General features: G+C 74.5%; 15 protein-coding genes. 5 read left to right on the forward strand and 10 right to left on the reverse strand.

The features are described 5' to 3' along the window. Window positions 1–113: 113 nt before the first annotated feature. Both ACZ4VT_RS32550 and ACZ4VT_RS32555 read right to left on the reverse strand, forming a co-directional pair. Window positions 114–491: a VOC family protein gene (locus ACZ4VT_RS32550; RefSeq protein ID WP_030721658.1), complete on the reverse strand. Its 378-nt coding sequence runs from the start codon at window positions 489–491 to the stop codon at window positions 114–116. A 7-nt stretch (window positions 492–498) separates the two neighbouring features. After that, entirely contained in the window at window positions 499–2,424 is a 1,926-nt protein-coding gene (locus ACZ4VT_RS32555; RefSeq protein WP_467955012.1) for an ABC transporter ATP-binding protein, read from the reverse strand. Window positions 2,425–2,563: 139 nt separating this feature from the next. Between ACZ4VT_RS32555 and ACZ4VT_RS32560 the strand changes: the two genes are divergently transcribed. Then, a complete protein-coding gene (locus ACZ4VT_RS32560) occupies window positions 2,564–4,591 on the forward strand; it encodes an AMP-binding protein (protein ID WP_467955013.1) in 2,028 nt (675 codons plus the stop codon). Window positions 4,592–4,650: 59 nt separating this feature from the next. On the opposite strand, the gene ACZ4VT_RS32565 is transcribed toward ACZ4VT_RS32560, so the two are convergent. Then, window positions 4,651–6,447: a GNAT family N-acetyltransferase gene (locus tag ACZ4VT_RS32565; RefSeq protein ID WP_467955014.1), complete on the reverse strand. Its 1,797-nt coding sequence runs from the start codon at window positions 6,445–6,447 to the stop codon at window positions 4,651–4,653. A gap of 95 nt (window positions 6,448–6,542) precedes the next feature. Between ACZ4VT_RS32565 and ACZ4VT_RS32570 the strand changes: the two genes are divergently transcribed. Beyond that, the gene (locus tag ACZ4VT_RS32570) at window positions 6,543–6,965 is read left to right on the forward strand and encodes a DUF350 domain-containing protein (protein ID WP_030721670.1); all 423 of its coding nucleotides are present in this window, start codon (window positions 6,543–6,545) and stop codon (window positions 6,963–6,965) included. Between the two features lie 67 nt (window positions 6,966–7,032). On the opposite strand, the gene ACZ4VT_RS32575 is transcribed toward ACZ4VT_RS32570, so the two are convergent. From ACZ4VT_RS32575 to ACZ4VT_RS32590, 4 genes are all read right to left on the reverse strand, one after another. Then, window positions 7,033–8,292: an acyltransferase family protein gene (locus ACZ4VT_RS32575; protein ID WP_467955015.1), complete on the reverse strand. Its 1,260-nt coding sequence runs from the start codon at window positions 8,290–8,292 to the stop codon at window positions 7,033–7,035. Next, a complete protein-coding gene (locus tag ACZ4VT_RS32580; protein WP_467955016.1) occupies window positions 8,289–9,332 on the reverse strand; it encodes an alpha/beta hydrolase in 1,044 nt (347 codons plus the stop codon). Before ACZ4VT_RS32580 ends, ACZ4VT_RS32575 begins: the two co-directional genes overlap by 4 nt. 205 nt (window positions 9,333–9,537) lie before the next feature. Then, complete coding sequence (locus ACZ4VT_RS32585; RefSeq protein ID WP_327411849.1) at window positions 9,538–10,218, reverse strand: response regulator transcription factor; 681 nt, start codon at window positions 10,216–10,218, stop codon at window positions 9,538–9,540. Next, window positions 10,215–11,633, reverse strand: a complete 1,419-nt coding sequence (locus ACZ4VT_RS32590; protein ID WP_467955017.1) for a sensor histidine kinase — start codon at window positions 11,631–11,633, stop codon at window positions 10,215–10,217. Before ACZ4VT_RS32590 ends, ACZ4VT_RS32585 begins: the two co-directional genes overlap by 4 nt. 83 nt (window positions 11,634–11,716) lie before the next feature. Here ACZ4VT_RS32590 and ACZ4VT_RS32595 point away from each other — a divergent pair, with 83 nt between their 5' ends. Both ACZ4VT_RS32595 and ACZ4VT_RS32600 read left to right on the forward strand, forming a co-directional pair. Beyond that, entirely contained in the window at window positions 11,717–12,664 is a 948-nt protein-coding gene (locus ACZ4VT_RS32595) for an AEC family transporter (RefSeq protein WP_467955018.1), read from the forward strand. Further along, entirely contained in the window at window positions 12,661–13,194 is a 534-nt protein-coding gene (locus ACZ4VT_RS32600) for an HXXEE domain-containing protein (protein WP_467955019.1), read from the forward strand. Before ACZ4VT_RS32595 ends, ACZ4VT_RS32600 begins: the two co-directional genes overlap by 4 nt. Here ACZ4VT_RS32600 and ACZ4VT_RS32605 read toward each other — a convergent pair. Further along, on the reverse strand, window positions 13,191–13,874 hold the full coding sequence (locus ACZ4VT_RS32605) for a peptidoglycan recognition protein family protein (RefSeq protein ID WP_467955020.1): 684 nt from the start codon (window positions 13,872–13,874) through the stop codon (window positions 13,191–13,193). The genes ACZ4VT_RS32600 and ACZ4VT_RS32605 overlap by 4 nt on opposite strands. 411 nt (window positions 13,875–14,285) lie before the next feature. On the opposite strand from ACZ4VT_RS32605, the gene ACZ4VT_RS32610 reads away from it, so the two are divergent. Then, entirely contained in the window at window positions 14,286–14,678 is a 393-nt protein-coding gene (locus ACZ4VT_RS32610; protein ID WP_351297289.1) for a hypothetical protein, read from the forward strand. Here the strand turns inward: ACZ4VT_RS32610 and ACZ4VT_RS32615 are convergent. Then, window positions 14,632–15,876, reverse strand: coding sequence for a trypsin-like peptidase domain-containing protein (locus ACZ4VT_RS32615; RefSeq protein WP_467955021.1), 1,245 nt, complete (start codon window positions 15,874–15,876; stop codon window positions 14,632–14,634). The genes ACZ4VT_RS32610 and ACZ4VT_RS32615 overlap by 47 nt on opposite strands. A 12-nt stretch (window positions 15,877–15,888) precedes the next feature. After that, window positions 15,889–17,418: an FAD-binding oxidoreductase gene (locus ACZ4VT_RS32620; protein WP_467955022.1), complete on the reverse strand. Its 1,530-nt coding sequence runs from the start codon at window positions 17,416–17,418 to the stop codon at window positions 15,889–15,891. Window positions 17,419–17,557 lie beyond the last annotated feature (139 nt).

Consider the following 17,557-nt stretch of genomic DNA (forward strand, 5'->3'; position numbering starts at 1 on the left):
ACGCCACCCCCCCCCCCCTCCCCCCCCCCCCCCCCCCCCCCCCCCTCCCCCCCCCCCCCCCCCCCCCCCCCGGCCCCCGGTCCGGGTCCCGAAGCCGGCTCCGCGGGCAAGGGCTAGCCCGCCGTCTTGCGCGGCGTGGTCTGCTGGACCGCCCAGCCGTTGCCGTCCGGGTCCGAGAAGTAGACGAAGGAGCCCCACGGCAGGTCCTGGATCTCCGTCACCTCCACACCCCGGCCGCGCAGGTCCTCGTACGCCTCCTCGATGTCGGTGACGACGACCTGCATGTTGTCGAGTGATCCCGGGGTCATCCGGGTCAGCCCCTTGCCGATCGCGATCGAGCACGCCGACCCCGGCGGGGTCAGCTGCACGAAGCGGATGTCCTCGCTGACGGTGACGTCGTGGTCGGCGTTGAAGCCGAGCTTCTCGTAGAAGGCCTTGGCCCGGTCGACATCGGTGACGGGGACGGCGACCAGTTCGAGTTTGATGTCCATCACAGCATCATGCTCCCGGCACCGGTGCCGCGCCGCCCGAGGCCAGGTCGGCAGGCGTGTCCGCCGCCGTGTCCGCCGCCGCGAACTGCGTGCGGTACAGCTCCTCGTACCGGCCGCCCGCGGCCAGCAGCCCGGTGTGCGTGCCCCGTTCCACGATCCGGCCGTCCTCGACCACGAGGATCTGGTCCGCCGCCTGTACGGTCGACAGCCGGTGCGCGATCACCACCGCGGTCCGGCCCGCCAGGGCCTCGCCCAGCGCCTCCTGCACCGCCGCCTCCGAGGTGGAGTCCAGGTGCGCGGTGGCCTCGTCGAGGATCACCACCCGCTGCCGGGCCAGCAGCAGGCGCGCGATGGTCAGCCGCTGCCGTTCCCCGCCCGACAGCCGGTAGCCGCGCTCACCGACCACCGTGTCCAGCCCGTCCGGCAGCGAGGCGACGAGCCCGTCGAGGCGGGAGCGGCGCAGGGCCTCCCAGACCTCCTCCTCGGTGGCCTCGGGCCGGGCCAGCAGCAGGTTGGCCCGTACCGACTCGTGGAACAGGTGCCCGTCCTGGGTGACCATGCCGAGCGTCTCGCGGATCGAGTCGGCCGTCAGGTCCCGTACGTCGATCCCGCCGAGGCGCACCGCGCCCGCGTCGGCGTCGTACAGCCGCGGCAGCAGCTGCGCGATCGTCGACTTGCCGGCGCCGGACGAGCCGACCAGGGCGATCATCTCGCCCGGCTCGGCGCGGAAGGACACCTCGTGCAGCACCTGCGTACCGCCCCGGGCGTCGAGGGTGGCGACCTCCTCCAGGGAGGCGAGCGAGACCTTGTCGGCGGCGGGGTAGCCGAAGGAGACCCGGTCGAACTCCACGGTCACCGGTCCCTCCGGCACCCGGCGGGCGTCCGGCTTCTGCGCGATGAGCGGCTTCAGGTCGAGGATCTCGAAGACCCGCTCGAAGCTCACCATCGCGCTCATCACCTCGACGCGGGCTCCGGCGAGCGCGGTCAGCGGGGCGTACAGCCGGGTCAGGAGCAGGGCGAGGGCGACGACGGAACCGGCGTCCAGGGAACCGCGCAGGGCGTAGAACCCGCCGAGCCCGTAGACGAGCGCGAGGGCCAGCGCCGAGACCAGGGTGAGCGCCGTGATGAAGGCCGACTGGGCCATCGCCGTCCGGATCCCGATGTCCCGCACCCGCGCCGCCCGGGCCGCGAACTCCGCGGACTCGTCGGCGGGCCGGCCGAACAGCTTGACCAGCGTGGCGCCGGGGGCGGAGAACCGCTCGGTCATCTGGGTGCCCATCGCGGCGTTCAGCGCGGAGGCCTCCCGCTGCATCGCCGCCATCCGCACCCCCATCCGGCGGGCCGGCAGCACGAACACCGGCAGCAGCACCAGCGCCAGCAGGGTGATCTGCCAGGAGATGCTGAGCATCACGGTGAGGGTCAGCAGCAGGGTCACGGTGTTGGCGACCACCCCCGACAGGGTGTTGCTGAAGGCCCGTTGGGCGCCGATCACATCGTTGTTCAGCCGGCTGACCAGGGCCCCCGTCCGGGTGCGGGTGAAGAATGCGACCGGCATCCGCTGCACGTGGTCGAAGACCGCCGTCCGCAGATCGAGGATCAGCCCCTCGCCGAGGGTGGCGGAGAGCCGGCGGGTCAGCAGCCCCAGCCCGGCCTCCGCGACCGCGATCAGCGCGATGAGCAGGGCGAGCCGGGTGACGGCCGCGCCGTCCCGGCCGTCGACGATGGCGGTGACGACCCGGCTGGCGAGCACCGGGGTGGCCACCGCGAGCAGCGCGGTCACCACGCTCAGCAGGAGGAAGAGGGTGAGCCCGCGCCGGTGCGGGCGGGCGAAGGCGGCGACGCGGCGCAGGCCGGCCCGGGAGAGCGGGCGGCGGTCCTGCTGGGCGTTGATCGCGCTGTGCAGCGAGGTCCAGGCGGTGACTTCCATGTCCATGACCCGAACGTTAGGACCTCAACTTAACCTGAGGTCAAGCTTTCGGTGTCGTACCGCCCGCAGGAGCTCCAACTCCGGTGCTTACGAAGGATTTTCGGCTTCCCCCTCCACTGTCGGTGCCCGGTGGCATCATCGGTTCATGACGCAGGGATCCGAGTCCGTACGCTTCGGCAAGCGAACCGCCGACACCGTCCTGCAACGCTTCGAGCAGTGGGCCCGCGACACCCCCGGGGCCCACGCCCTCATCGTCGGCCCCGAGAGCCTCACCTACGGGCAACTGGACGCGCGGGCCGACCGGCTGGCGCACCGTCTGCTCGCCTCCGGCCTGCCGCCCGGCGGCCTCGTCGCCATCGGCACCGGCCGGCAGGCCGAACTGGTCGTCGCCCTCCTCGCCGCCCTCAAGGCCGGTGGGACGTACGTCGTGGTCGACGCCGAGACCCCGCTCACCGGGCAGCGCCAGCTCACCGCGGCCGAGCCCTTCGTCCTGCTCACCCATCTCGCCCACCGGGCCGCCCTCGACAACGGCAGCGGCCTGAAGGTGATCCGGCTGGGCGCGGAGGCCGACGGGATCGCCGGACAGCGGGAGGACCAGCCGGCGGAGCACCCCGAGGCGCAGGCGCCCGCGCTGCCGCCGGCCCCGGCGCCCGGCCGCAACGCCGCCCTCCTGTTCACCGGGGCGGCCGAGCCGCGCGCCGTCCCCGTCAGCCACGGCCTGCTGCTCGCCGCCCACGACAGCTGGGCCGAGGTGGCCCGGCTCACCCCGGCGGACCGGCACCTGATCGCGGCCGGCACGGACGTCACCGCCTTCGCCGCGGGCTGGACCCGGGCCCTGTGCTCGGGCGGCACCCTGGTCCTTCCCCGGCGGTCCCCCTGGAAGCCCGAGGACATCCGTGAGGCGGTGGAGAGTGAGCACGTCACCGTCCTGCACACCGACCCGGCCACCGCCCTCGACCTGCTGAGAGGGGAAGAGGGGCCGGGCACCGCCTACCGTTCGCTGCGGCTGCTCGCCGTCTCCGGAGACCGGCTCTACCTCGACGACCAGGCGGCCCTCCAGATCCTGCTCCGGCCCGGCGCGCGCGTGCTCAACGTGTACGGGCTCGCGGAGAGCGCGGGGATCGGCGCCTGGTTCGAACTGCCGCAGCTGCCCCGCCCGCTCGACGACCCGGAGAAGCTCTCCCTGCTCGGCACCCCCTTCCCGGGCTGCCGCGCAGAGGTCCGCGACGGGCAGATCCGCCTCACCCCGCCCGGCGCCGGTGACGCGATACCCACCGGCGACCTGGGCCTGCTCCGCGAGGACGGACTGCTGGAGTTCGGCGGCCGGCTCGGAGACCGCATCACCCTGCCCGGCCCACGCTCCGTCGACCCCTACCCGATCGAGTCCGCGATCCGCAGCCACGAGGGCATCGGCTCAGTGATCGTGAACGCGGTCGACAGCGCGCGCGGCCCGCGCCGCCTCGTCGCCTACGTCGCCCCGCCCGCCGGAGGTTCCTCTTCCCCAGTGGCCCCGCTGCCGGACATCGAGGAGCTGCGTGACCACCTGTCGGGGAAGGTGCCCAGAGAGGAGACCCCGCGCACCGTGATCCGGCTGCGCGCCCTGCCCCGCAACCGGGCCGGCCGGGAGGACCGGGCCGCCCTGCCGCTGCCCGTCCTGCCCGCAGCCACGGCGAGGGGGAGCGGCCGGAGCCCGTCGGGGAAGTACGGGGCCGCCACGACGGGGGAGGCACTCCCGGCCTCCTGTGCGGGCGGCTGCGGCGGCGTCGGCCTGGGCTTCGTCGCGCTGATCCTCACGAACCTCTTCTGGCCCGGATCGACCGACCTCACCGGGGTGCCGCAGCCCTGGGCGTTCCTCTTCTTCGTCCTCTACCTGTTCGAGTGCGCCGCCTTCGGCGTCGGGGTGGTCTTCCTCTTCGGGGGCCGCGCCCGGATGCGGAGCCGGGGCCGCGGCCGCCGCATCACCGCGGCCGCCCACCTGGCGGTGTCCTACCTCCTGCTGGCCTGGTGGCCGCAGGACAACCTCTACCGGCTGGCGGCCAAGCAGGACTGGCCCCGACAGGCCGCGCTCGTCTACACCTTCAACATCCCGCTGATGATCGCGGGAGCCATCGTCGCCGCCTACCTCGTCGCGAAACCGGCCGATCCCTTCGACTTCGGCGAGGACGACGACTGAGTGATCGCCGGCGTTCCCGGACGGCACTCCGGGGAGATGCGCTCTTGGAACGAAACGGCCTAGCGGGGGGACGGGGTGGGGCGGGTGAGTGTGGTGAACTCCGTGCCGACCGCTTGGGCTGCGGATCGGATGAGGGACTCGGCCGTGTCCAGTGTCTGCCTGTCGTGCGCGGCCACCAGTACGCCGAGCCAGGGCGCCGGTTCGAACGCCGCGGTCGGGATGGCCGGGACGAAGACGGCTCCGAGTTCCGCGCAGCCGCGGGCCAGGGCCGCGCACAGCTCGTTCAGCTGGGCCTCGGGCAGCCGCGCGCCGAGCTCCACCCGGTCGGCGATCCGTACGAGGTGCCCCGCGCCCCGCAGCGCGTCGAGCCGGGCCGCCACCATGAAGGCGACGGAGGGTCCCGTCAGCCGCAGGTTCGTCTCGGTCGGTGCGAGCCGGCCGGCGCCGTCGGCGACGAAGTCCACGTCGAACCAGCCCCGGTAGCCGGACTCCGCCAGTTCCCGGCCCACCGCCGCCCCGAAGGAGGCGAGCGGCTTCTCCGCCCACGCCGGCAGCACGCCCGGGCCCACCGTGGCGCCCCGGTAGCAGCCGTCCGTCACATCCATCACCGCCCCGCCGACCTCGTGCACCCGGCCCGCCCCGTCCACGAAGCCGTCGTACGTGAGATCCCGCGGACCCTCGCCCTCCGCGGGACCGGCCACGTACTCCTCCACCAGCAGCGGTCCGCGCGGCAGCCGGCGCAGTACGGCGCGGGCCCCGCCCGCGGCCCGGACCCGATCGGGGGTGACCACCGTGGTGCCCGAACCCCCGACACCGTGCTCCGATTTCAGAACAGTGCTCTCGCCCGCCCTGGTCCGGGCCGCCAGCAGCCGGGCCGCAGTCCACCGGCCGGTGGCCCGCCACTGCGCGGGGAGCACGATCTGGGGATGTCCGCCGTCCGCCAGGATCCGCCCGAACAGCGCGTGCGCCGCGGACTTCGACTCGTAGCGCAGCTCCCCGGCCCGCCACGGCCGGCCGGCGAGCCGCCCGAACGGCCGGGTCCGTCCCCACGGTACGAGGGGCAGCCCGGCCCCGGTCAGCAGCGCGGCCAGCGCCGGCCGGGCCCGTACGGCCTCGCACAGGCCGGGATCCCCTTCCACCAGTCCGTCGTACACCTCGACCTCGGACCAGCCCAGCTGGCGGCAGACCAGCTCGGTCCAGCCCCTCGGGACGGGCCGGGGCAGGACCAGAGCGGCCGGGTCAGGGCTGTAGAAGGCGGCCAGACAGGCGTAGTGGTGCGCGGCCGACTGCCCGCGGTCGAGGGAGGCGTCGGCGAACTGCGCGTTGAACTCCGCCACGTTGCCCACGTGCACGGCCCGCCCGCCCCCGGTCCACGCCCGCGCCCAGCCGGCGAGCGGGACGGGAGCCGCCTCGAACCGCACCAGTGCGGAGGCCGCCGGGGCTGCCGCGTCCGACGGGCCGGCCATCGCCACCGCCCCCATCGCCCGGTAGAACCCGGCCGCGTGCGGATCGACGTCGATCACCAGCCTGCGCACGCCCAGCTCCACGGCCCGGCGCAGCACGTCCCGGTACAGCAGCCGCCCCACGCCCTGGCCGATCGCCGACGGTTCGACGAAGAGCAGCCCCAGCGCGGCCAGCGGGGGAGCCCCCTCCAGGGAGGCGACCCCGAGGACCGTGCCCCGCCGGTCCTCGGCCACGACGATCCGGCGGGCCGTCACCTCGTCGGGGCGGATCAGCAGTTCCGGCGCGCACGCGGCGAGGAAGCCGGCGTCGTACCCCCAGTGCGCCTTGGACCGCATGACCAGCCCGGTCAGGGCCCCCGCCTCGGCCGCCCGCGCGGCCCTGAGCTTTACCATTTCCTGACCTCCCCATGGTCCGCCACAAGGCCGTGCGATAGATTCGGCCTCCCCACGGCACATACTTTCCCACCCACGCGGAGACAGGCTTCTCAATGAGCGACATCATCAACGGACTTGGCCGCACCAGCGCCTACGGCGCCCTCGGCCTGGTCCTGCTGATCCTCGGCATCGTCCTCGTGGACGTGCTGACGCCCGGGAAGCTTCCGAAGCAGATCTGGGAGGAGCGCAACCGCAACGCGGCCCTCTTCCTCAGCTCCGCGCTTCTCGGCATCGGTGGCATCGTCTTCACCTCGATCTGGACGACGTACCAGGACTTCGGCAAGGGCCTGGCGTCGACGGCGGCGTTCGGCGTGCTCGGCCTGCTGCTGATGGCGGTCGCCTTCCTGGTGCTCGACCTGGTGACGCCGGGCAAGCTCGGCGCCATCGTCGTCGACCCGGAACCCCACCCGGCGGTCTGGGTCTCGGCCGCCTGCAACCTGGCCGTGGCCGCGATCGTCGCCGCCTCGATCGCCTGACGCGGAGCACCCGTACGTGACGAGAGCGCCGCTCCCGGAAAGGAGCGGCGCTTTCGTCGTATCAGGGTCATGCAAGGCCCAGCGCGAACACCGCGAACCCCGCCGCCAGCAGCCCCGCCACGGTCCGGCGCAGCGCCCGGCCCCCGCGCGCTCCCTCCGGCGGGTGCTCGAACCGGCGCGCGTACCGGGCGATGCCCACCAGCAGCACCGCGAACACCGGCATCCACGCCACCCGCGCCGCGATCCAGCCCAGGCTGTCCGGAGCCGTCGTCAGCCCGGCCAGCCCGCCCCCGCCCACGCCCACGCCCACGCCCCCGCCCACGAACGAGCCGGGTACCGCCGCGGCCAGCATGGCCGTCTGGTGCCAGCACAGGATCGTCATCGCGCACAGGTTGATCACGACCACCGGAGCCCACAGGACCGGCCGGGCCAGCAGCTTCGCCAGCCGGTCGCGCAGCAGGATCGCCGCACCCGACTGGACCGAGGCCAGGGCCAGTACCAGCAACGACGGCGGATGCGAGTTGGTCCGCGCGGCGCCCGGTACGCCGACCATCGACGCCGGATAGTGGAAGACCAGCAGCAGCGCCGCGAACACCAGCGTCCCGCCGGCCAGCAGCAGCCAGGCCCCGCGCCGCCCGATCCGCCGCTCGCCCCACGAGACGCCCAGCTGGTACGCGAACAGCCAGCCCGGCAGGATGTTCACCAGGGACAGCCAGGACGGTACGGAGTCGGCGAACGGCCCGTAGCGCAGCAAGTCCACCACGGCCACCGAACCGAGCAGCGGGGCCGCGGCCCAGCCGCCGAGGCGGCCCGCCGCCCGCACGCAGTACGGGGTCAGCGCGGTGACCACCACGTACACCCCGACGAACCACAGCGGCTGGATCACCAGCGTCGCCCCGGTGCGCAGCGAGGCCTCCGGCACCCCGGCCGCGTACAGCACCGGCGCGGCCAGCGCCCACACCGCGGTGACCCCGAGCACCGGTCGGCCCAGCCGGACGGTCCTGCCCTTCAGCCACGCGCCCGCCGAACCGGGGCGGCGGCGGTAGGAGAGCGCCGAGGCGTAGCCGCCGACCAGGAAGAAGATGCCGAGCATCTGGAGCACCCAACTGGCCGGCGCCAGAGCGCCGAAGGCCGACAGCGGGCTGGCGTTGTGCAGGCCGCCGTCGGAGTCGAGGGTGAAGCCGCCGAGCAGCCAGTGGCCGGTCGGCACGGCGAGCAGCGCCAGGGCGCGCAGCCCGTCGACCGCCCGGTCGCGGTGGGCGGGGGTCTGCCGGTCGATCCGCTCGGCGGCCTTCCTCATCGGGGCCGGGACGGCGGAGGCGCTCATCGGGCCGCTCCCTTCGCGATGGCGGCGAAGGCCGTCAGGGACTGGGTGCCGGGCATGAAGTAGCCGGTGTGGCCCTGGACGTCGGCGGCGGGCACCCGGCGGGCGCCGAAGGCCGCGGAGGTGGGGTCGGCGCCGTGGCCGATCCCGGCGAACCGCACGTTCGGGACGTCCGCGATCCAGTCGGAGGGGCCCCGGGCCGCCCAGACGCGGGCGCCGGTGCGCAGCCCGGCCGCGGTGTCGGCGCGCATCCCGGGGGAGCCGAAGGCCACGATGTCGGAGGCGTCGGTGTGACGGGCCGCCAGTCCGCAGACCACCGAGCCGTAGCTGTGGCAGAACAGCACCGGGTCGGGGGCGCCGACCGCGTCGAGCCCGGCGGTGAACCGGGCCAGGCGGGCCGCCCCGGCCGTGGCCAGCCGGCCGTCGGCCGCGTCCAGGCCGACACCGACCGGCGTGGTGTAACCGGTCCACGCCACGACGGCCGTCGTCCCCCCGGCCGCCTCGCGCAGCGCCCGGGCCATCCCGGCCGGGCCGGTGTTCGGCGTGCGCCGCGCGTCGTGCGTGGTGGCGTCGTTGTCCGACCCCGGCACGATCACCGCGACGTGCTCCGCGTGCTCCAGGTCCCCGAACACCTCGGCTACCTGGCCCCGGCCGCGCGGGTCGAAGGCGAGGATCCGCCGGTCCGGCGCGGCGAGGGAGGCGTACCGGGCCTCACTCGTGGCGGCGATCGCGATCCGGTTGGCCTGGTACCGCAGGGGGAGCGGCGTGCCCTCCAGATTGCCGACCACCAGCGGGTGTTCGCGCAGGAGTCGCCGGCGCGCCGCCTCGTCGAGCCCGGCGAAGAACCGGGCCACCTCGCGCGGTGTCGCGGTCGCCGGGTCGGGCAGTGCCCGGCCGGACGCCGTATCGGCCCGCCATCCGGCGGTGCCGGGCGGCGGCCCGGTGACCGCCTCCTGGCTCTCGCCCGAGGCCCATCCGGCGGTCCCCCCGACGACGGTCACCGCCAGCGCGGCCGTGACCAGCGTCCTTCCGAAGCGGCGCATGCCCCTTCTCCTCTCCTCGTGACGAGGAGGAAGGTAGGAAGGAGGTGTCGGCGCGTACGTCGGACCGTGGTGCCAAGTCGGATGTCATACCCCGGTAGGGGGTGGAGGAGGACAGGGCCGCGCTACCCCCGCCCGGGTCCGCCCTGCTGCGCGCGGCCTCGGTCGCCCGGCTGCCCGGTCTGGCGGAGCAGCCCCGGCCCTGTGCTCAGGCGGAGTCGCCCGGCCGGACCAGACCCGCCTCGTAGGCGAAGATCACGGCCTGGGCCCGGTCCCGCAGGTCGAGTTTGGCCAGCACCCGTCCGATGTGGGTCTTCACCGTCTGTTCCGCCAGCACCAGATGACCCGCGATCTCCTGGTTCGACAGTCCGCGCGCGATCAGTTCCAGTACCTCGGTCTCCCGCGGGGTGAGACCGTTCAGCCGCAGCGCCGGGTCCTTGCGCGGAGCCGGCCGCTGCTGGACGAAGTCCGCGATGAGCCGCCGGGTCACCGAGGGCGCCAGCAGTGCCTCGCCCGAGGCGACGACGCGTACCGCCGCGATCAGATCGGCCGGCGGGGCGTCCTTCAGCAGGAAACCCGAGGCACCGGCGCGCAGCGCCTCGTACACATAGTCGTCGATGTCGAAGGTGGTCAGCATCAGCACCTTCGGCCGGTGCACGACCCCGGGCGGGGGATCGAGGATCTCCCGGGCCGCCGTGAGCCCGTCCATCTCCGGCATCCGCACGTCCATCAGCACCACGTCGGGGTGCGTGGAGCGGGACACCTGCACGCCCTGCCGCCCGTCGGGCGCCTCGCCCACCACGTCGATGTCGGCCTGCGCCGACAGCAGCGCGGCGAACCCCGCCCGCACCATGGCCTGGTCGTCGACGATGATCACACGGATGGTCAACTTGCGTCCTCGGTCGGGTCGTTCAGGGGCAGGCGGGCGGCGACCCGGAAGCCGCCGTCGGGCAGCGGACCGGTGTCCAGCGTCCCGCCGGTCAACCGTACGCGTTCCCGCATCCCCACCAGACCGTGCCCCGTGCCCGAACTCTCCAGCTCCACCACGGCGTCCCGGGCCGGACCGTTGACCACGAGCACCAGCACCTCGTCCTCGTCGACCGTCACCGAGACCCGGGTACGCGCGCCCGGCGCGTGCCGCACCACATTGGCCAGGGCCTCCTGCACGATCCGGTACGCCGACAGGTCCACCGCGGGCGGCGCCGCCCCGGCCGCCCCCGCCGCCAGTGACAGCTCCACCGGCTGCCCGGCCCGTACGGTCGCCTCCACCAGCTGCTGCAGCCGGTCGATCCCCGGCTGCGGGGCCCGTTCCCCCTCCGCGCCGCCGTTCGCCCCGTCACCGCGCAGTACCGTCAGCAGCCGCCGCATCTCGCCCAGCGACTCCCGGGCGCCGGCCGCGATCGACGCGAACTCCTCCTGGACCGCCTCGGGCATGCCCGGCAGCCGGTACGGCGCCGAATCCGCCTGGACGGTGATCACCGACATGTGGTGCGCCACCACGTCGTGCAACTCGCGGGCGATCCGGGCCCGTTCCTCCAGCAGGGTCCGCCGGGCCCGCTCCGCCTCGCTGATGCTCTCCTGCTCGGCGATCCGCTGCTGCGCGTCGCCCAGCCCGCGCAGGGCGCCCGTCAGCACCAGCATGACCCCGCTCAATACGAACAGCAGGGCGGCGGAGTTCATCACGCCATCAGGCTGGGAGAAGCCCAGCGCCGCACCGAGCGCGCCGGTCACCAGCCACACCCCGACCAGGGTCCGGATGGATTCGCGCAGCCCCAGGCAGGCCATGAGCGCCAGGTAGCCGACGATGGTCATCGGCGGCCACGGCCACGAGTGCCCGGCCACCTTGTCGGCACCGATCAGCAGGACCGCGCCGGTGAAGTCCGCCGCCAGGACGAGGCCCCACGCGGGCAGCGGCCGGACCACCGCGAGGAGCAGCGGCACGGTCTGCGCCACCCCGAGCGCGCCCGCCCAGCCGCCGTCCAGCCCGTAGTCGTTGGTCAGCACGGCGATGGTCACCGGCAGCAGCGTCACCACGAAGATGCCGACGACGACGTACGGCAGCATCCGCTGCCAGCGCTTGGCCGCCTGCCCCAGCAGGGGCTGCGCCGGCCGGGCCGGCGTGCGCAGCAGCGCGGCGAGCTGGCCCAGCGTGCCGGGCACGCGGGCACCGGGCACGCGGGCACCGGGCGTGCGGGCGCCGGGCGTGCGGGCATCGGGCGTGCGGGCACCGGGCGTGCCGGTCGAAGGGGCGCGGGTGCGGTCGCGGTTCCGGCCGCCCCACCAGGTGCGGGATCTGTCGCTCATGATCGGACCAGCCTATGCCCGCTCGGACCCCGAACCGGGGGTATGGGTAGGCTGCTCGCCGGACGATCACGGGGGAAGAGAACATGGGTGGGGCGGCCGCGCTGGAGAAGCTGGTGCCGGTGCTGCTGGCCTTCGGCGGCGGGGTGTTCCTCGCGCGCCGCAAGATCGTCCCGGCCGAGGCCTCCAAGGTCTTCTCCGACTACGCCTTCCTCTTCGCCGTCCCCTGCTACCTCTTCGGCAACATCTACGCCAGTGACCTCGCGGCCCTCTTCAACTGGCGGGCGATAGGCGGCTACGCCGGGTCGGCCGCCCTCGCGGTCGCGGCCGTCGCCGTGGCGGCGGTCGCCCACGGCATACGGGAGCCCCGCGTCGTGGCGCTCCGCGTGATGGCGGGGGTCCAGGTCAACACCGCCTACTTCGCCGTCCCCGTCTTCATCACCGTGTTCGGGACGGCGGCCCCGATCTTCCCCATCCTGCTGTTCCAGGTGTGCGTGCTCTCCCTGGTCGTCATCGCCCTCATGGAACTGGGCCGTGCGGGCCCGGCGGCGGGCGGCCCGGCCCGGCGCCTCGCCCGGGCCGTCGGCGCCTCGCTCACCACCCCGGTGGTCCTCGCCTGCAACGCGGGCATCGCGCTCAACCTGCTCTCGGTGAAGGTACCGGGAGTGGTCCTGGACGGCGCCGCCTTCGTCGGCGCCAGCGCCTCGCCGGTCGCCCTGTTCGCCCTCGGCCTCCACCTCGGCGGCCTCGGCCTGCACGTGCGGGGCACCACGCGCGAGGAGCTCGCCATCGTGGGCTTCAAGTGCCTGGCGTTCCCGCTGCTGACCTGGGCGGTGTGCGGGATGCTCTTCGGCGTCCGGGGCGAGTGGCTGGCGTACCTCGTCCTGATCGCCGCGATGCCCACCCCGCAGAACCTGTTCATCTTCGCCCAGCGCTACGACGTGGGCGTCGACCTCTCCGCGTCGCTGGTGATCAAGAGTTCGCTCGTGTCGCTCCTCCTCCTGCCCTTGTGGCTGCAGACTGTTGCCGCATGAACGCATCCTCGATATCGCGCAGCGCCGTCAGCCTCGGACTGCTCGCCGCCTGGACCGTGCACGACCTCGAAGAAGCGGCCACCATGGCGCGCTGGACCCGTACCCGGGTCCCAGTGCTGCGCCAGCGCCACCCGCGCGTCCCCGACCGGGTCTGGCGGAGCGTGGAAGCCGTGGACGGCCGCGAGTTCGCCACCGCCGTCGGTGTGATGGGACTCGTCGTCGCGGCCGCCTCCGTCGACGGCTACCGCACCGGCGGCCGCTCGGCCTTCTACCAGGCCTCCCTGAACGGTTTCGGCCTGCACGGGCTCGTCCACCTCGCGCAGGCCGCCGCGACCCGCGGCTACACGCCCGGCGTGATCACCTCGCCGCTGCTCGTGGTCCCCTTCACCCTGTGGGCGCGCGGCCGGCTGCGCCGCGACGGGGTCCTGCGACCCACCCGGGCCCGCGAGGTGGTCCAGGGCCTCGCGCTCGCCGGGGCGGCCACGGCGGCCTCGCACGCCGTGGCCCGGCGGATCCGCCGGGGAGCCTAGCGGGGGAGCATGCGGACGACGGAGGAGAGCACTTCCACCGTCTGGGCCGCACGGAGGGGGCCGGGGCAGGCGTGGCCGCCCCAGTCCCGGCCTCCCATGCTGTGGATGCCGAACCCCCGGCCGAGCGGCGTCGAGGCTCGTTCGAGGCGCCAACCGTGCTGCGCCATGCCCCAGATGTAGATCCGGGCGACGGCTTCCACCTGATCCGCGGTGAGCGGTCGGCGCGCGAACCCCGAGGTCTCCACCGACAGCCACAGCGGGTTCCCCGTGCCCTGTGCCCACGCCCGGTCGTGTGCGGAGACGTACTGCTCGATCTCGCCGGACTGTGAGACCCAGAAGTGCGAGGAGGACTTGACGGCGGGATCGCTGAAATGCTCGTGGAGCGAGTTCTCACCTTCCTGCACGTGCAGGATCAGACCGCGCATCTCCGTGAGCCCGCCCGGAGTGAAGTTCACCGTCAGGGGTTTGCCGGTGGTGTCCGGCATCCACGCCTGCCCCGGTACGGGAGCCTTCTCGGCCGGCGGTCCCGCGGCACGGCCCTCCCCCTCCCCCTGCTCCCGCAGGCCGCCGCCCTCCCCTCGGGCGGGGCTTCGGTCCGTGCCGCTGAAGGCGGCGGCGCCCGCGAGGACGGTGGCGGCGAGTCCGCCCCCGGTGCATGCCAGGGCGGTGCGGCGCGACATCAATCGCGGCTTCGGTTTCCGGTGGGACACGCGGCTCCGTACGGAGTGGGCGGGGACAGACGTTCTGTATCGGCATACTTGCCTCCGTTTTTCATCACAACGGGACCGAATGATGACCGTTTCGTGACAACGCCAAGTCGTGGCGGTCAGGAGTTGCGTCGTCAACGAGCCCGAGCGTCGGGTGGCTGCGCCGCTCGGACCGGGGTGGGGTGGGGGCCGGTTGGGCCGGGGTCGGGCGCGCGCCGGGGCGTCTCCTCGGGCGCCGAACGTGCCGAGGGGTCGGAGAGCGGAGCCCTGTTGTGTTCGGCGCCCTGCGGGGATCGCCCCGACACACCCCCGACCCCGGCCCAACCGGCCGGTCGGCGGCGCATCAGGTCGTACCCCCGGGCGGGACCGGCTCGTTGACCCGGCATGGAACTGCCGACCATCGCGGCGCCGGGCGTCGGGGAACGGGCCGACGCCGTGGCCGATGCCGCCTGCCACCTCTACGACACCATCGCGCCCTGGGGCATCGGAGCGCCCGGAGGGTGGAGCCGGACCGCGGCCGAGGACGCCGCCGAGGCGATCGAGACCACCGCCCACGCCCTCGCGTCCATCGACCCCGGCGCCGAGGTGGTCCTCGCGCCCGTCCACGCCGCCCTCGCCGACCTCCGTCGCCGGCTCGGCCTCGCCTCCGCCGAGGTGGCCGCCGGCGACGGGCTTCCGGCGGCCCCGCGTACGGTCGGGAACCCGCGCCGGACCCGCTGGGTGCGCGTGCTCACCGCACCTTCGCCCCGGCAACCGCCTTCTCGTACAACTTCCTGATGTCCGCGCCGAAGTAGGAGCTGTACGAGGTGTCGGCGGTGTCCCCGCCCGTCTTCCAGCCGCCGATGACCCCGACCACGTCACCGGTACCCGTCTGCCCGTTGTAACGGAGCAGGAACGGGCCGCCGCTGGTCCCGCCGGGGTAGCCGGTGCAGTCGATGCGCAGGAACGATCCCGGGATCCGCGCGTCCTTGCTGGTGAACTTCGTCGTCCGGTTCACGCACAGGCGTGGACGGGCGGCCGAGGCCGGGTACCCGATCAGCGACACCTTCGCGTGCGCGTAGGCGGAGCCGGTGACCAGCCGGTTCCCGCCGACCACGTCCTGCACCGGGAGGCCCCGCGCGTCCGGGCCCACCTGGGCGAAGGCGACGTCGAGGGTGGCGGCGCGGTCGGGGCCCTGGGAGCGGTAGCGCGGGTCGATCCAGATCCGGGAGCGCCCGGCCGCGTCCCGCAGGACGGGGAACATGCCGTACGGCTGCGGCTTCGCGCGGGTGTACCGCGGTACGAAGGCCACCTGCCGGGTGTCCGAGCCGAGCAGGCAGTGCGCCGCGCTGAGCACGAGGTTGCGGCCGGGGGAGGCGACCACGCTCGCGGTGCAGAAGTAGGACCCGCCGTTCTTGACGAGGAACATCCGGCCGACGACCGGGATGCCGTCGAAGTTCTGCCCGATGCCGGGGTCGGTGGCCGGCACCCGGGGGACCGCGGGACGGGCGGGCGCGGGAAGCAGGGACGGCTGGGGTGTCGGTTTCGGAGTCGGCGTCGGCGTCGGAGTCGGTTTCGGAACGGGCAGCGGCGTCGGTGTCGGAGTGGGCGTGGGCGTGGGCGGGGGAATCGCGGGGGTGGGAACGGGGGCGAGGGGGGACGGGGAGGCCGACGGGGTCACGGACGGCTCCGCCGTGACCGGGGTCGGAGTTCCGGCGGGCGTCGGCTCCAGCGGGTCCGGCGGTGCGACCGGATCCAGCGGCGCGAAGGGTTCCAACGGCGGTTCGGGTGCCGGGGGTTCGGGCGGCTCCGGTGTCACGGGAGGCAGCGGGGCGGCGGCGGCCATCCGCTCGGCCGTCCAGAAGGACTCGGCCTCGCGGGCGGACCAGCGGCCCGCGCTCGCCGCGGCGGTGCTCCCGGCCTCGGCCACGGGCAGCGGACCTCCGGGCACCAGCAGGGCGGCCGCCAGCGCGGCCACCATCACCATACGTCGCATTCCGGACACTCCCTAGACGGCGTGGGGGAAACGGAAGAGCCGGTCCGGGTCGTAGGCACGCCGGACCTCCTCCAGGCGGGCGAGGTGGGGACCGTAGTAGGCCTCGCGCCAGCCGGTGAGCTTCGGGTCGGTGTAGTTCTGGTAGGCGCGGCCGCTCGCCCAGGGCCGCAGGTCCTGCCAGAGCCCGTCGAGCCAGGCCTCGTGCCGGGCCACCTCGGCGGCCGGCGCGGAATCGGGCCAGTGCACGAGGTACTGGGCGAGGAAGGCGCTGTCGCGGTGCGCGAAGGCCGTGTCCGCGACCGCGACCCGGTTCAGCGCGCCGCCGCAGACCCCGTCGAACTGCACCACCGCCAGGCCGCCCCGGGGAACGCCGGCCTCGGACGCGTAGCGGCGTACGGCGTCCAGGACCGCGCCGATCGCCGCGTCGGGCAGCCCGGCACCCGCCCAGAAGTCGGAGCGGGCGGCGTACGAGTGCCGGTCGAGCCGGCCCTGCGGGTCCCGCCCGGGCAGGGTGCCCGGCAGCCGGCACTGCGCCGCGGTCAGGTCCAGACAGCCCGACATGGCCCGCAGGGTGTCCGCGTGACTGCGTACGACGGTCCAGTCGTCCCGCGGGGGTCCGCCGACCAGGTCCGACAGCCGGGTCAACTGCCGTTCCAGCTCCCCGCGTCCGTCGAGGCACACCACCCGAACCGCCGGCGGCGCCGGATCCCCGGCTCCGGCACCGGCCTCGACCGTGAACTCCACCTGGCTCCAGAACGGGTCCGGCAGCCCGGTCAGCCAGAGCTGCCAGCCGCGCAGCACGTCCGCGCAGTCGCCGCCGGGCCAGTGGAGTTCGGCGAAGGCACAGTCCCGCGGAGCCGGGTGCGTACGGAAACGGAACTCGGTGACCACGCCGAAGTTGCCGCCCCCGCCACCGCGCAGGGCCCAGAAGAGCTCCGGATCGCGGTCGGCGGCGACCTCGCGCACGCGCCCGTCGGGGGTGACCACCCGGGCCCCCGTGAGCCGGTCCGCGGTGGCCCCGTACGCCCGCGAGGCCAGCCCCAGGCCGCCGCCGAGGGTGAGCCCGGCGATCCCGACGGAGGGGCACAGCCCGGTCGGGACGGCCAGGCCCCGCCCGGCGAGGGCGGCGTGCACGTCCCCGAGCCGGGCCCCCGCGCCGATGCGTACGCCGTCCCCCTCGACCGCCACTCCCGCCATCGCCCCGGTATCGACGACCAGCGCCCCGGCGCGGGTCGACCAGCCCGCGTAGCCGTGGCCGCCGCCGCGCGGGACGACGGCCGCGCCGGAGCGGCGGGCGAAGTCCAGGCAGACGGCCACGTCCTCGGCGTGCGCGGGGTAGGCGACCGCGGCGGGCGCGACGGCGTCGTAGCGGGGCTGGAACAGCCGGCGGGCCTCCGCGTAGTCGCGGTCGCCGGGGAGCACCACCCGCCCGTCGGTCCCGCTGGCCAGCGCCCCGTAGTCCGGGCCCCGGGCGCCCGCGCCGATGGTGGCGAGGACCGCCGCGGCGGCGCTGCCGAGGACTTGGCGGCGATGGAGGCTCATACCTCCTTCCTGCCACCGCCCGCCCCGATCGCCGTGAAGGCGGGCCCACACACACCGGCCAGCCCCCCGAACGGCTCATGGCCGAAACGGTTCGGCTTGTCGTATGGACAGACCGGCCCGATCGACACCACCCGCCTAG

Source organism: Streptomyces sp. NPDC029164 (genome assembly GCF_055563995.1).